At 59.3% G+C, this 14626-nt stretch carries 14 protein-coding genes, 1 tRNA gene and 1 pseudogene; 6 read left to right on the forward strand and 10 right to left on the reverse strand.

From position 1 onward, the window contains the following. Nucleotides 1–29: 29 nt before the first annotated feature. The 6 genes from GC127_RS06835 to GC127_RS22765 all read right to left on the reverse strand — a co-directional run bounded on the left by GC127_RS06835 (nt 30) and on the right by GC127_RS22765 (nt 5422). A complete protein-coding gene (locus GC127_RS06835) occupies nt 30–1076 on the reverse strand; it encodes a rod shape-determining protein (protein WP_037245879.1) in 1047 nt (348 codons plus the stop codon). Between the two features lie 265 nt (nt 1077–1341). Next, the gene (locus GC127_RS06840; protein WP_151977223.1) at nt 1342–1971 is read right to left on the reverse strand and encodes a hypothetical protein; all 630 of its coding nucleotides are present in this window, start codon (nt 1969–1971) and stop codon (nt 1342–1344) included. Nucleotides 1972–2108: 137 nt separating this feature from the next. After that, nucleotides 2109–3410, reverse strand: coding sequence for a histidinol dehydrogenase (gene hisD, locus GC127_RS06845; RefSeq protein WP_151977225.1), 1302 nt, complete (start codon nt 3408–3410; stop codon nt 2109–2111). A 103-nt stretch (nt 3411–3513) separates the two neighbouring features. Continuing rightward, complete coding sequence (locus GC127_RS06850; protein WP_008279230.1) at nt 3514–3984, reverse strand: DUF2948 family protein; 471 nt, start codon at nt 3982–3984, stop codon at nt 3514–3516. Beyond that, nucleotides 3981–5249 (reverse strand): UDP-N-acetylglucosamine 1-carboxyvinyltransferase, encoded by a 1269-nt coding sequence (gene murA, locus GC127_RS06855; RefSeq protein ID WP_008279229.1) that lies wholly within the window; start codon nt 5247–5249, stop codon nt 3981–3983. Before murA ends, GC127_RS06850 begins: the two co-directional genes overlap by 4 nt. A 5-nt stretch (nt 5250–5254) precedes the next feature. Continuing rightward, complete coding sequence (locus GC127_RS22765) at nt 5255–5422, reverse strand: hypothetical protein (protein ID WP_008279228.1); 168 nt, start codon at nt 5420–5422, stop codon at nt 5255–5257. Between the two features lie 85 nt (nt 5423–5507). Between GC127_RS22765 and GC127_RS06860 the strand changes: the two genes are divergently transcribed. After that, a tRNA-Thr gene (locus tag GC127_RS06860) sits at nt 5508–5582 on the forward strand. A gap of 198 nt (nt 5583–5780) precedes the next feature. Here GC127_RS06860 and GC127_RS06865 read toward each other — a convergent pair. Both GC127_RS06865 and GC127_RS23235 read right to left on the reverse strand, forming a co-directional pair. Next, a complete protein-coding gene (locus GC127_RS06865) occupies nt 5781–6245 on the reverse strand; it encodes a calcium-binding protein (protein WP_151977227.1) in 465 nt (154 codons plus the stop codon). After that, nucleotides 6228–6305: pseudogene (locus GC127_RS23235) on the reverse strand (calcium-binding protein); the annotation flags it as partial. The pseudogene GC127_RS23235 and the gene GC127_RS06865, both read right to left, overlap by 18 nt. 554 nt (nt 6306–6859) lie before the next feature. Between GC127_RS23235 and GC127_RS06875 the strand changes: the two are divergent. After that, entirely contained in the window at nt 6860–7177 is a 318-nt protein-coding gene (locus tag GC127_RS06875) for a 4Fe-4S dicluster domain-containing protein (RefSeq protein WP_008279186.1), read from the forward strand. Nucleotides 7178–7267: 90 nt separating this feature from the next. Further along, a complete protein-coding gene (locus GC127_RS06880; RefSeq protein WP_008279185.1) occupies nt 7268–7921 on the forward strand; it encodes an alternative oxidase in 654 nt (217 codons plus the stop codon). 7 nt (nt 7922–7928) lie between these two features. On the opposite strand, the gene GC127_RS06885 is transcribed toward GC127_RS06880, so the two are convergent. Together GC127_RS06885 and GC127_RS06890 are read right to left on the reverse strand one after the other, a co-directional pair. Next, entirely contained in the window at nt 7929–8630 is a 702-nt protein-coding gene (locus tag GC127_RS06885) for a response regulator transcription factor (RefSeq protein ID WP_008279184.1), read from the reverse strand. Further along, the gene (locus GC127_RS06890) at nt 8627–10534 is read right to left on the reverse strand and encodes a PAS-domain containing protein (RefSeq protein WP_008279183.1); all 1908 of its coding nucleotides are present in this window, start codon (nt 10532–10534) and stop codon (nt 8627–8629) included. Before GC127_RS06890 ends, GC127_RS06885 begins: the two co-directional genes overlap by 4 nt. 229 nt (nt 10535–10763) lie before the next feature. Here GC127_RS06890 and GC127_RS06895 point away from each other — a divergent pair, with 229 nt between their 5' ends. From GC127_RS06895 to GC127_RS06905, 3 genes are all read left to right on the forward strand, one after another. Beyond that, nucleotides 10764–12710, forward strand: coding sequence for an AMP-binding protein (locus GC127_RS06895; protein ID WP_151979660.1), 1947 nt, complete (start codon nt 10764–10766; stop codon nt 12708–12710). Between the two features lie 27 nt (nt 12711–12737). Beyond that, nucleotides 12738–13556 (forward strand): ABC transporter ATP-binding protein, encoded by an 819-nt coding sequence (locus GC127_RS06900; RefSeq protein ID WP_008279181.1) that lies wholly within the window; start codon nt 12738–12740, stop codon nt 13554–13556. 83 nt (nt 13557–13639) lie between these two features. Then, entirely contained in the window at nt 13640–14626 is a 987-nt protein-coding gene (locus GC127_RS06905; protein ID WP_151977229.1) for a branched-chain amino acid ABC transporter permease, read from the forward strand.

Raw genomic sequence — 14626 nt, forward strand, 5'->3', positions numbered from 1 at the left:
AATCCCCCTTTTAGGCAAAGGTGGGTGGTTCAGCTGTCGTAGTCAATCGCGTGGCGCAACTGCTTTTCAAACTCAAGCGCTTTGCCAGTGCCAAGTGCCACGCAATTGAGACTGTCATCCGCAATGGATACGGCCAGCCCGGTTTGTTCGCGCAGCGCCAGATCAAGATCGCCCAAAAGCGCGCCCCCGCCGGTCAGCATCACGCCACGGTCTACGATATCCGCCGCCAGATCGGGCGGTGTCGCCTCAAGCGCGGTCATCACCGCCTCGCAAATCTGTTGTACGGGTTCGGCAAGCGCCTCGGCGATCTGCGCTTGGCTGATCTCGATTTCCTTGGGCACGCCATTGAGCAGGTCACGCCCGCGCACATGCATCGACGTGCCGCGCCCGTCGTCGGGCATACGGGCCGTGCCGATGCTGGTCTTGATCCGCTCAGCCGTGGATTCACCCACCAGCAGGTTTTGCTGGCGACGCAGATAGTTGATGATCGCCTCGTCCATCCGGTCGCCCCCAACACGCACCGAGCGCGCATAGACGATATCGCCAAGGCTGAGCACCGCGACCTCGGTCGTGCCGCCGCCGATATCAACCACCATGTTCCCGGTGGGATCTGTGATCGGCATGCCGGCACCAATAGCGGCGGCAATGGGTTCTGCGATCAAACCCGCCCGGCGCGCGCCCGCAGAGAGCACTGATTGCCGGATCGCGCGCTTTTCCACAGGTGTCGCACCATGGGGCACGCAGACGATGATCTTAGGCTTGGAAAAGGTTGAACGCTTGTGCACCTTGCGGATGAAATGCTTGATCATCGCTTCGGCGGTGTCAAAGTCGGCGATCACACCTTCGCGCATCGGCCTGATGGCCTCGATGCTGCCGGGGGTCCGCCCCAGCATCAGCTTGGCATCCTCGCCCACGGCCAGCACTTTGCGAACTCCGTCCTTGACGTGATAGGCAACAACCGAAGGCTCGCTCAGGATGATCCCGCGCCCCTTGACGTAAACCAGCGTGTTGGCCGTGCCCAGGTCAATCGCCATGTCTGATGAAAACAGACTGGGAATCCTATCAAATATAGACATATGCGCCTGTGCCCTGTCGCCCGAAATAATGATGAGCCCCGCGACTCGGGGGTCCGGGGCATCTGTCCTTATAGTGGGCGTGCCGCAGGGGCGAAAGGGGCAGTTTCGGACCTGTAAGCACCAAACCGCCGCTAACACGGAGTTCACGCACTGGACTGGCGAAAGTGTCGCGGCCAATTCCGCAAGATTGGGCAAATACCAACGGGTCAGCGCATCACGCGGAGGATTTTATCGTGGCCATCGGTACAAGCTCTTATTGTTGGTCTTAGGTTTTCGCTCGCGTGCAGGACGTAATGCTGTCCAACACATCATTGGCTTCGGCAACCTGCTCGAAAGCGACAGGCAGGGTATGTTTCCCCCAATGGGGCGGCTGACCTGGATGCGATAAACCAAGACCGAGCGGTTGGATTTCCTGTTCGTCATGCAATGCGCCGATCTTTAGTGACGGATATGGACGCGTCGGGCTGATTTCATACGGATATGTGGGAGAATGTGGATTGGAAAGGACATAGAGCCGGACGCTAAATCGCCAATTTCGCCCACGGCGACAAAGGATCGCCCGCTTGGTCGTGATAAAGTAAATCAAGTTGCAAAGGACATACTGCCGGTTGGAAGCCATCACGAACGCGACCAACATAAAGACCAGTGACGTCACACCATAGACGACATAGACGTTCAGCAGTTCATGGTCCGTGGTAGAGGCGATATAAGGAACGGTGCCCCACATCACCAAGGCACCAATGCACATGGCGATGTCATAGGTCCGCTCTGCGCCGATTGGCTGAAAAAATCCACGTCCAAAATCTGGCCGCCCGCTCCACAAGACCTGTTCATCTGGGGCGAGAATTTCAGAGAGTTCGGCGTCTGTGCGGATTTCTATGGACACACCACTCATGAACACTCTTCCCAAGAAGATCAATTTGCACCGCTCAGCCTCACTAAGCTAACCACACGGCAAGTGCACGGCAAGATTGCAACCCCATTCCGCAAGTTTGGCGATGTCACGCTCGTAATATGGGTTTTGTCGCCGTTTCAGCCGTTGAGATGGTCCAATCTTGCCCGCACCGACAGGCCATGCGCCTCAAGGCTCTCGGAGATGGCCAGGGTTTCGGCGGCGGGGCCAATGGCGCGCAGGGCTTCCGGTGTCATCCGGGCCAAAGTGGTGCGCTTTAGGAAATCCATGACCGACAGACCAGACGAGAACCGGGCCGAGCGCGCAGTCGGCAAAACGTGATTGGGGCCACCGACGTAATCGCCGATCGCCTCAGGCGTCCACGCCCCGAGAAATATCGCTCCGGCATGAGTGATTTGCGCCGACAAGGCGTCAGGATCGCTCACGCACAGCTCCAAATGCTCTGGCGCAATGCGGTTCGAGAGGGTGGCTGCGGTGGCCATGTCGGGCACCAGAACAATCGCGCCGTAGTCGCGCCAGCTTGCCCCTGCGATGGCGCGCCGTTCCAGCGTTTCGAGGTGGCGGTCAATGGCGGCGCTGACCGCTTCGGCCAAATTGGGATCATCCGTGATCAGGATGGCTTGCGCGCTTTCGTCATGCTCAGCTTGGCTCAGCATGTCGAGCGCGATCCAGTCTGGGTTCTGCCCCCTGTCCGCAATCACAAGGATTTCCGAGGGACCAGCGATCATGTCGATGCCCACTTTGCCAAACACCCGGCGCTTGGCGGCGGCGACAAAGGCATTACCGGGTCCGGTGATCTTGTCCACCGGGGCAATGCTCTCGGTGCCATAGGCAAGCGCTGCAATCGCCTGTGCGCCGCCGATGCGGTATATTTCATCTACGCCCGCGATCTGCGCGGCCAAAAGCACCAGCGGGTTCGCCTTGCCATCTGGCGTGGGAACGACGATCGCCAGCCGTTCCACCCCAGCCACCTTGGCGGGAATGGCGTTCATCAGCACGGAGGAAGGGTAAGAGGCCAAGCCACCGGGAACATAAAGCCCCGCCGCCGAGACCGGCGTCCAACGCCAGCCCAGCATCGCGCCGCTCTCTTCGGTCCAGCTGGCATCCTCGGGCATCTGCCGCGCGTGATAGGCGCGGATGCGCTCTGCCGCAAGTTCCAGCGCGTCCCGCTCAGCGGGGGGCACTTCGCCAATAAGCTGCACGATTTCCTCGGGCGAGAAGCGCAGCGTTTCAGGTGTCAGCGCGACACGGTCGAAGCGCTCGGTCAATGCAATCACTGCTGCATCCCCCCGTTGCCGCACATCCGCGATGATGCCCGCGACGATATCGTCTACATCGGGACTGTCTTCGCGTTTGGCGCTCAGTAACTCCGCAAAGCGGGCTTCGAAATCGGGCGCGGTGGCGTCAAGCGTGATTGGCATTGCGGTTCCTTTCGCCGGGGGACATAGCGGTGCGTGGCCACTGTCTCAAGCCCCGGTCTTCTTCTTGGTCCAAATACTCAAATTCTGCGCTATGCCAAGCGTCTCAGCTCTCGTGGTGCGGCACCTTGCCTGATGGCGCGCGGTAGGGCCGCGTCACATCCTTGAGCGTGACTTCAAGCGCCTCGACCTCCAGGCGCAACGCGCCGTCACCCGCCAGCGTCAAAAGCACATGACCCGCCCCCTCCGATCCCGGCTCAAAGGTGATCGCGAGCAACGACAGGATCGTGTCTTTGTCATGCCGGTTGATGCCTTGGCTGGCCACGCGCAGCACATTGTCCACCACCAAGAGCGCCTGCACCCGCTCCGGCCCATGTCGCTTAAGGCCCTGATCTTCCCAACGAAAGCGGTTGAGCAAAAGGCCAAAGCGCCGCTGGCCCGGTCGCCACGTCATCTCGGTGATAGGAAAGACCGCGTCTTGTGCGAGCGATGAGATGACCTTTAGGTCGTCCTCTTCTATCGCGCCCAGATTAAGAGGGGCTTCGCGCCCGTCTTCGAATTTGGCGTCTTCGGTCATTTGCCACTGATCCTTTCGATCTTGGCGCCGACGTTGCCCAGCTTTTCCTCGACCCGCTCGTAGCCGCGATCAAGGTGATACACCCGGTTGACGATGGTTTCGCCTTCTGCCGCCAGCCCCGCAAGAATGAGCGACACCGAGGCGCGCAGATCGGTGGCCATCACCGGCGCGCCCTTGAGGCGATCAATGCCGGTTACGGTGGCGGTGCCGCCATGCACGTCGATTTTCGCACCCATCCGCATCAGTTCCGGTGCATGCATGAAGCGATTTTCAAAGATACGCTCTTCCAGTACCGAGGTGCCTTCGGCGGTGCACATCAGCGCCATCATCTGCGCTTGCAGGTCTGTGGGGAAACCCGGAAACGGCTCTGTCACTACATCGACAGCGCGCACTTTGCCATTCTTGCGGCTGACCTTGAGACCCGCGTCAGTTTCGGTGACGCTGATGCCCGCCTCTTCAAGTTTGTCACAAAAAGCGCCCACAAGATCCCGCCGTCCGCCGAGGCATTCTACCTCACCTCCGCAGATCGCCGGGGCCAACATATAGGTCCCAAGCTCGATCCGGTCGACCACCACGGGATGCGTCGCACCTCCCAGCCGGTCTACCCCCTGAATGGTAATCGTGCCTGTGCCTTCGCCTTCGATTTGCGCGCCCATGCGGCGCAGGCAGTGGGCCAGATCAACGATCTCAGGCTCACGCGCAGCATTCTTGAGCACGGTCGTACCTTTGGCCAAGGTCGCCGCCATCAGGGCGTTTTCCGTGGCCCCGACCGAGACGATGGGGAATTCGAACATTCCCCCCTTCAGGCCGCCGGGGGCCTTGGCATGTACATAGCCTTCGCGCAGGTCAAGTTCGGCACCCATCGCCTCCAATGCGCGCAAATGCAGATCAACGGGCCGCGCTCCGATGGCGCATCCGCCCGGCAGCGAGACCACAGCATGACCATCCCGCGCCAGCATTGGCCCCAGCACGAGGATCGAGGCCCGCATCTTGCGCACGATGTCATAGTCGGCGACGTGGTTGTTCAGATTATGCGACGACAGCGCCAAAACTTGACCACCCTGCATCTGCACCACCTCTGCGCCCAAGGATTGCAGCAGCGTTGTCATTGTCTTGATATCCGACAGACGCGGCGCATTGGTCAGGGTCAACGGCTCATCGCTGAGCAATGTGGCGGGCATCAGCGTCAGACAGGCATTCTTGGCCCCCGCGATGGGAATTTGTCCTTCAAGCGGCCCATTGCCTGTGACGACGATCGAATCCATCTGCTCTACCCCTCATCCTTTGTACCGGTTGGCTTTGGCGTGGACAGGCCGTCCGCCTTGGCGCGTACCTGCGCCTTACGCCGTGCGAGATTGGCCTTCAACGCCGATTTCAGCCTGTCCTCGCGGCTTGGGCTCTGTTTCGCGCCTTTATCCGGTGTTTGTTTTTTGCTCATGGCTCTCTCTTACAGGAGGTGTGAAAAACCGTCCAGTTACCCCTTGCGCCATCAGCGATTAGCGTCTAATCAGCGCGCCACACGTGCTGCTGTAGCTCAGTGGTAGAGCGCGTCATTGGTAATGACGAGGTCGGGAGTTCAATCCTCCCCAGCAGCACCAGTTAAATCTAGTAAATTCCGCGATCATGCCACTTGCCCGCAGGGGCAGGGAATGGTTACGGCAATGAACGCCAAAATCGGCGCCCCGAAAGCGGATGTTTCCCCCGGCTCTGAAAACCATGTGAGTGCCAACATCCGCCCCGTTCGGCGCTGGCACCCGGAGCATGGGTTTTTCCAAGATGCCCGCGTCCATCGGACCCTATAAAAAGATGAAATCTCCGACCGAAATGTCGGCGGCAAAAACGCCCTCAAGAATAACTGTATGTTCCGCGATCGCAATCGTCGCGCCTGTGTCCGCGTCGCTGATGTCAAGACTGGCGAGTGCGGTCAACGGATCAAGTTCGTCAGGATCGCCGCCGTTATGAAACTGCAACCGGCTTGATGGCGGAGTAAAGAAAGCGCTGGTGTTAAATGCGATTGGATTGAAATCCGTAATCGTGTCGATTTCGCCCGCAGTGACAGTATTGAAGACAAACACATCAGAAGACTGGCCACCGGTGAGGGTGTCATTGCCCGCGATCAAAAACAGGATGTTACCCCCGGAACCGCCGCCAACGCTGTCGTTACCACGTCCGGCATGGACAAGATCAGCGTCAAAACCGGCACCGATCATGTCGTTGCCGTAGCCACCCAAGACAATATCCCGGCCTGCGCCGCCAGACATACGATCTGCGCCCTCGCCGCCTGATACGAAATCATTGCCCTGCCCGACGCGGATACTGTCATCCCCATCGCCGTCAAGTCACGACAACGCATCATCCCCAAGCCGCCTGTCAGCGTCTCGGCATCATCGCTGCCGATCAAATTGACGGCTGCGAGCGGTTGGACAAGCGGGTGTCCATCCGCATCGTACAGCCCCAGAAAAGGATCGAGCAATGTTCCTTGCCCCGAGGGCGCGCCTTTGAGACCAAACCTGTAGGCGGTGCCTTCTTGCAGGCTAATGGCGAACCAATCGCGGTCGTCTTGGTTGTCAATGGTGCCGGTTACGCTTCCCCCGGTTCAATACGTCCGGTGGTGCTGACATCGCTCGCAAAATCATCCATCACAACGCCTCTCTGACCCTGAAAAGACTTTAGTTTACCTAACGCAGGCGGCAAAGGTTAGGAACATCCAAGCGCTATACGCCCTGTGGTATCGCAAACGCCGCGCCGCCGCGTGACAGATCAAATTTTTTCCGCAGTATGGATTGATCTACATCATGGGCGAGTCGGTCGTCCTGTTTTTTCATTTTGACGAGGTTGAGAGGTTTGACGGTCTGGACGGAGGAGGCTGGAGGCCATGTGGTACGAATTGCGGGATCGTTCCCTGCCAAGTTCCGAAGGTCATGCTGTCTTGCCGCGCCCGCCCGGAACGGTGCGGGAATGGCGGCTGGCCGATATGTGCACGGGGTGCGGCGATTGCGTTGCGGTGTGCCCAAAGGCGATTGTCGCCCTTGATAAAGAGGTTTTGCCAGTTGTGACCGCGATTGACGCTTGCGGCCGATGTGGCCTCTGCGCCGATGTCTGCACCCGTGGAGCCATCGAATTGACAAAGGAAACGCGGCTTGGGTTGGAACGCATTCTGAAGGGCGACGGCCTAGGGCAGCGCGCTGGCTGACGTTTGACGCGTTTGTGGGCGGCACGATATGTCGCATTCAAGAGTCATCTTTCATCCCCATCTGACAGTTAGCCATGAATGGAGTGAAAGATGAGACCCGAAAGGCAATTTGAGACCGACGAGACCGCAACACTGGAGGTTCACCATAGTCCGCGCGATATCCATGATCGGATCGCGCTGCGGATTGTGAAAATCATGCGGGTTTTTGCCGACGCCTTTTTCTCAAAGCGCTACGGGCATCGTGCTGTGGTGCTTGAAACTGTGGCTGCCGTGCCGGGGATGGTGGGGGGGCTCTTGCAGCATCTCAAATCATTACGGCACATCCGCGAAGATCAGGGTTGGATCCGCGAATTGCTAGATGAGGCCGAGAATGAGCGCATGCATTTGATGACCTTTGTCCAAATCGCGCAGCCGTCACGCGGCGAGCGGTGGTTGATCATGATAGCGCAGGCGATTTTCTATAACGTGTTCTTCTTCACCTACCTCCTTGCTCCGCGCACGGCGCATCGGATTGTGGGCTACCTCGAGGAAGAGGCGGTGGTCAGCTATACGCAATATCTGGCAGAGATTGATGCCGGACGGCAGGACAATGTGCCGGCACCGCAAATCGCGATCGACTACTGGAAGCTGTCCCAAGACGCGCGCTTGCGCGACGTCGTCATCGCTGTGCGTGCTGATGAGGCGCATCACCGTGACACCAACCACGGCTTTGCCAATCAGATCATGGAAGGGCGGCACCCGTAACGGAGCCTTAGCCCCAACTTACATCCCCCAGAAAAATATAGCCCGCGCCATAGATCGTTTTGATCAGGCGCGGGTTCTTGGGGTCTTCGCGCAGTTTGGTGCGCAGGCGCGAGATGCGCACGTCCATGGCGCGGTCAAAGCTTTCGCCTGCCGCGCCGCCAAGCGTCTCTTGCATTGTCTGGCGGGAGATCAAGCGCTTGGGACGTTCCAGAAAGAGGCGCAGCACCTCTCCTTCGGCATGGGAAAAGGGCGTTTCCGTTCCCGTATCATCTTCAAGCATGTAGCGGTCAAAATGTGCGACCCAGCCGTTGAACCGCGCCACCTCGCCGGTTTGTGTACTGGGAATGCCCCGGCGCAGTCGGGCGCGGACGCGTGCCACTACTTCGGCGGGATCGAACGGTTTGATGATATAGTCATCCGCGCCCAGTTCCAGCCCTGTCACCCTGTCCTGCACCTGTGCGCGGCCCGAGATGATGATCACCGTTGCCCCCTGCTCCAATGCCAACCGATGCACAAGGCTCAGCCCGTCACGATCTGGCAGCGACAGATCGACAAGGCAAACATCGGGCGTGGTGCTGCGCAAGGCGGCCTCGAACTCTGTGGCGCGGCCAAAGGCCATGGTGCGAAATCCCGCCTCGGAAAGCGCCTGCGCCAGCATTGAACGGATCGCCGGTTCATCATCAAGAATGGCCACAAGCGGCGCTGTCATGGCTGCGCTCCGGTGTTGAGGGCCGCGTCAAGCTGTGCGGCGGAAAAGGGTTTGCGCAGCACCGGGGCAAGGTCTGCCGCTTGCCGGTGTAGCGGATCGTCTGGGGGCAACGAGGTCATCAGCACGAGCGCGCAATCACCGCGTCGGGGCAGTCGCGCCAGATCAATCCCGGTACGATTGCCCTCAAGCACGATATCCGACAGAACGGCCGAGATTTCCGGCAGATTGGCGATCAGCGCTGCGGCCTCGTCCACGCTGGCGGCCTCGATCACGCTATGGCCTGCGCCCCGCAACATATCGCGCAGGGTAGAGCGCAGATCGGGGCTGTCTTCGACCAAAAGAACAAGGCCCGGAGGACGCGCCGCCGCCGCGCGGCGCAGGGGCAAGCGCAGCGCCACGCGCCCGCCTGTGTCGGTATTGCCCATTAGGATACGCCCACCCGCCAGCTTGGTCATGTCATAGACCATGGGCAGGCCAAGCCCAGATCCCTCGCCACCCTTCGTGGTGAAAAACGGATCAAGCGCATGTTTGAGCGCCTCGGGGCTGAACCCGGGCCCGGTGTCGTCCACGGCAAGCTCGAGCCATGTATCCTGCACCGGCTGGGCTGTAAGGGTGATTGCACCACTTCCGGCGCAGGCATCGCGGGCGTTCAGCACCAGATTGAGCAGCGAGTCCTGCAACATGCCGGGATCCAGCAGATAGCGATCCGCAAGGCCGACGCAGATGATCTCAAAAGCGATACCCGTGGGCAGGGCCGAGCGCGCCAGTGTCTCTAGATCGTCGAGAAAGGCGGCAAGATCGGTGGGCACCGGTTCATGCTCGCGCGGGCCGGTCATGTCGGCGATACGATTGAGCAGCCCGCCACCTCGCCGCGCCGCCGCGAGGGTGGCGTTGATCAATTCCTGCGCCTCGGGCTTTAGGCCCATGCGGCCAAGGCGCGACTGCATCCCAAGGATGATCGTCAAGAGGTTTGAGAAATCATGCGCAAGGCCCGAAGTGAGTTGTGCCGCCATTTCCCGCCGCCGCGTCTGTTGCAGGGCGGCGCGCGTCTGGCTTTCTTCGGTGATGTCCATCGACAGGATGTAAACCCCGCCACTGGTGTGATCCGGGGTCAGCGCGACCCGGATGCGCCGTGAACTGGGCTCATGGGTGAATTCGAACACCGAAGCCTGTCCGGCATAGGCCTTGTCCAATTCGGGACCTATAATCGACCACGGCTGTGGTCCGAGCACCTGCGCCGCGTGCACCCCGATCAGGTCGGCGCGTGATCCGGGCATGACCGAGGTCAGGCGCCGGTTGGAATAGGTATAGCAACGGTCTGGGCCGACATGCGCGATATGGGCGGGCATCATTTCGGCGGTCATTCTGGTGCGGGCCTCGGCCTCGGAAATCTGGCGCTTGGCCTCTTCTAGGGCCGTGATTGTGGCCTCTAACTGTCGGTTGGTGGCAGACAGCTCTTCTGAATAACCGACCAATTGATCGGACAACTCTTCTGAACGGGCGCGCAACAACGCCTCTTGTCGTTTGGCACGGGTGATGTCGGTATAGACCGTGACCCATCCCCCCTGCGGCAGCGGCGTGCCCTCGACGCTGATGGTGCGGCCATTGGCGCGCGTGCGCTCCATGTAATGCGGCTCGAACGCGCGGGCGATATCGACGCGGGTCGTTACGAATCCTTCCACATCGCCCACGTCGCCATAATCGCCGCGCGTTGCCAGATAGCGGATCGTATCCGCGAAATCGGCGCCCGGTGTCACCAGCACATCAGGCAGGGCAAACATTTCTTGAAACCGTCGGTTGCAGACCGCAAGGCGCAAATCCCGGTCATAGATCGTCAGCGCCTGCTGAATGAGGTTCAGGCCGGCCATCGTCATGGCGTCATGATCGGCGCGGCTTGTACCCATTACAGTCTCCTCCCGCATCTTGGCTAACACCGGAAAACCGGTCCGCAAAGGCCAATCTTGGGCCTGTTACAATTCGTAAGGATTGCGAAATGTTCAGGAAAAAGTTGACGGCGAGTGTGATTCTCGCACCCTCTGGGGGAAGAAGAATCGCCCCTAGGCGGTCGGATGTTCGCGCAGGCGAGCAAAGGGAGGATATAACTTGGCACAGCCGTCACAAGCGACGGACGGGATGGATTCCGTTCCGGCGCTCTTGCAACGTAACGCCACGCGATTTGCCGATAGACCGGCCTATCGCGAAAAGGAATATGGGATCTGGCAGTGCTGGACATGGGCCGAGGCCGAGAAGGAGATCGAGGCGCTTGCGCTCGGGCTCATCAATCTTGGTGTGAATGAGGGCGATTTCGTCGCCGTCATCGGTCGCAACCGTCCGCATTTCTACTGGTCCATGGTCGCGGCGCAATCTGTCGGTGCAATCCCCGTTCCGCTCTACCAAGATGCTGCCGCCCCCGAGATGGCCTATGTGATGGAGCATTGTGGGGCACGCTTTGCCATCGTTCAGGATCAAGAGCAGGTCGACAAGCTGATCGAGGTGCAGGAGGGGCTGCACCAACTGGAGCATATGATCTATGTCGATCCGCGCGGCCTGCGCAAATATGATCACCACAAGTTGCACCGCTTCATCGACATTCAGGAGCAGGGCCGCGCCGCCTATTACGAATGGATCGAAGATCTTAAGGCGCGACGCGCGAAACTGACCTATGACAGTGTTTGCGTCATGCTTTACACCTCGGGCACCACGGGCAAGCCCAAGGGCGTGGTGCTGAGCAATCGCAACATCATCGAGGCGTCCAAATCGTCTTCCGAGTTTGACCATCTGACCAAGGACGAAGAGGTGCTGGCCTATCTGCCGATGGCTTGGGTGGGCGATTTCATTTTCTCCATCGGGCAGGCCTATTGGTGCGGGTTTTGTGTCAACTGTCCTGAGAGCCCAGAGACCATGCAGACCGACTTGCGTGAAATTGGGCCCACCTATTTCTTTGCGCCGCCCCGCGTGTTCGAGACGCAGTTGACCAATGTGATGATCCGGATGGAGGATGCGGGCCGCGTCAAGAAATGGCTCTTTGACCATTTCATGTCCCATGCCCGCCGCGTCGGCCCTGCGATCCTCGATGGTAAGCCGGTCAGCGGTCTGGACCGCCTCAAATACCGGCTTGGGAATCTCTTTATCTATGGCCCACTCAAGGACACGCTTGGCCTTGGTCGCGTGCGCGTGGGCTATACTGCGGGTGAGGCGATTGGGCCGGAGATTTTCGATTTCTACCGCTCGCTTGGCATCAACCTCAAACAACTCTACGGGCAAACCGAGGCTTCGGTGTTTATCACCCTGCAACCCGATGGCGAAGTGCGCTCTGACACGGTTGGCGTCCCCGCGCCCGGCGTGGAAATCCGTATCAGCGACACTGGCGAGGTGTTCTATCGCTCGGCGGGCACGTTTGAATATTACTACAAGAATCCTGAAAGCACGGCCTCAACCAAAGACCCCGAAGGCTGGGTTGCCACCGGTGATGCCGGATTTTTCGAGGAAGGCAGTGGGCATCTACGGATCATCGACCGCGCCAAGGATGTGGGCAAGATGGCTGATGGCCGGATGTTCGCGCCCAAATATGTGGAAAACAAGCTCAAGTTCTATCCGAATATTCTCGAGGCGGTCGTCTTTGGCAACGGGCGCAACGCCTGCACCGCCTTTATCAACATCGACCTCACAGCAGTCGGAAATTGGGCCGAGCGGAATAATATCGGCTATGCGTCCTATCAGGAATTGGCCGGGCATCCCAAGGTGTTGGAGACGATCAAATCCCATGTGGAAGAGGTCAATCGCAGCCTCGCGGATGATCCCATGCTGTCGCATTGCCAGGTGCATCGCTTCCTCGTGCTGCACAAAGAACTGGATGCCGACGATGGCGAGATGACGCGCACTCGCAAGGTGCGGCGTGGTGTGATCTCTGAGAAATTCGATGACCTGCTGACCGCGCTCTATGACGGGTCGCCTGAAATCTACACCACCACCGAAGTGACCTATGAGGATGGCCGCAAGGGGGCGATCAGCGCCACCCTCAAGATCGTCGATGCCAAGGTGGCCTCGGTGGCGACGATGCAAAGGGTGGCGGCAGAATGAGCGGGCCGGTGCAACAAGGGGGCTGTCATGCTTGACGCAAGCGAAGGCTACACCACCGAGGACGGTCGCAAGATCGGCGGCGTGGTGATGGAGATGAAGAACATCACCCTGCGGTTCGGCGGTGTGGTTGCGATCAAGGACATCAGCTTTGACATCCGTCAGGGCGAAATCCGCGCCATCATCGGGCCGAACGGGGCTGGTAAATCCTCGATGCTGAACGTGATCAGCGGCTTTTACCACCCGCAAGAAGGCGAGGTCTGGTATCAGGGCGCGCGGCGTCCACCGATGAAACCCTATCAGGTGGCACAACAAGGCATTGCCCGCACATTCCAGAACATCGCGCTCTTTGAAGGCATGACCGTGCTCGACAACGTGATGACGGGCCGCATCCGAGAGATGAAGGCGGGGCTATTTGCGCAAGCGATCTGGAAGGGTCGGGCCGAGCGGGAAGAGGTTGCCAACCGTGAAGTCGTTGAAAAGGTTATCGACTTTCTTGAAATCCAACATATCCGCAAGACCCCGGTGGGCCGTTTGCCCTATGGTCTGAAAAAGCGGGTGGAACTGGCGCGCGCGCTTGCGGCAGAGCCGTCGATCCTTCTGCTAGATGAGCCGATGGCGGGCATGAACGTCGAAGAGAAAGAGGATATGAGCCGCTTCATCCTCGATGTGAACGACGAATTCGGCACCACGATTGCCCTTATCGAGCATGACATGGGCGTGGTCATGGACCTGAGCGACCGGGTGGTCGTGATGGATTATGGCAAGAAAATCGGCGACGGCACCCCCGATGAAGTGCGCAGCAATCAAGACGTGATCGACGCCTATCTGGGGGTGGCGCATGACTGATTTTTTCACGTCGGTAGAACGTCGGTATCCCGTCGGAAAACCGGTATCACCGCAGAGCAACGCCAAAAACGGAGGCTGGAGCCATGCCTGATCAGTTGATTTTCGGGATGGAGGTCGTTTTGAACGGCCTCATGGCCGGGGTGCTTTATGCGCTCGTCGCGCTTGGTTTTGTGCTCATCTACAAGGCCTCGGGCATTTTCAACTATGCCCAAGGGGTGATGGCGCTCTTTGCGGCGATGACGCTGGTGGGGATGATGGAAGGGCGGGTGCCCTTCAGCCATCTTATCAACGCGATTTTCGGCACCGAGATCCACCACTTCGGCTGGCACTTGCCGGGGTTGGCGGCGATCCTCTTGACCATGGTCGTGATGGTGGCGCTCGCCTGGATCGTGAACCAATTGATTTTCCGGCATCTGGTGAACCAAGAACCGATCATTCTTTTCATGGCGACGATTGGTCTGGCCTATTTCCTTGAAGGGTTCGGGGATATGATGTGGGGCAGCGACATCAAGAAGCTGGATGTGGGTCTTCCGCAAGGTATCAACCTGATGATCGACGAAACCACGTTCAACATTTTCGGTTACGGTTTCTTCATCGACAATCTCGATCTTGTGGCAACAGGTGTTGCGGCCCTTTTGGTGATCGCGCTGGTTATCTTCGCGCAGTATTCCAAACAGGGGCGCGCCATGCGTGCGGTGGCGGATGACCATCAGGCGGCGCTGTCGGTTGGTATCTCTCTCAATTTCATCTGGGTCATGGTCTGGTCGCTGGCGGGCTTTGTGGCGCTTGTGGCGGGGATCATGTGGGGCACCAAATCGGGCGTGCAATTCTCGCTCTCGCTGATTGCCCTCAAGGCGCTGCCAGTGCTGATGCTGGGCGGCTTTACGTCGATCCCCGGCGCGATTGTGGGCGGTTTGATCATCGGCGTCGGCGAAAAGCTGTTCGAGTTCATTGTCGGTCCGTTGGTGGGCGGGGCCACTGAAAACTGGTTCGCCTATGTGCTGGCGCTTTTGTTCCTCGTGTTCCGGCCACAGGGCCTGTTCGGCGAAAAGATCATCGAGAGGGTGTGA

The sequence above is a fragment of the Roseovarius sp. EC-HK134 genome (genome assembly GCF_902498815.1).
In the GTDB taxonomy this organism is placed as follows: Bacteria; Pseudomonadota; Alphaproteobacteria; order Rhodobacterales; family Rhodobacteraceae; genus Roseovarius; species Roseovarius mucosus_A.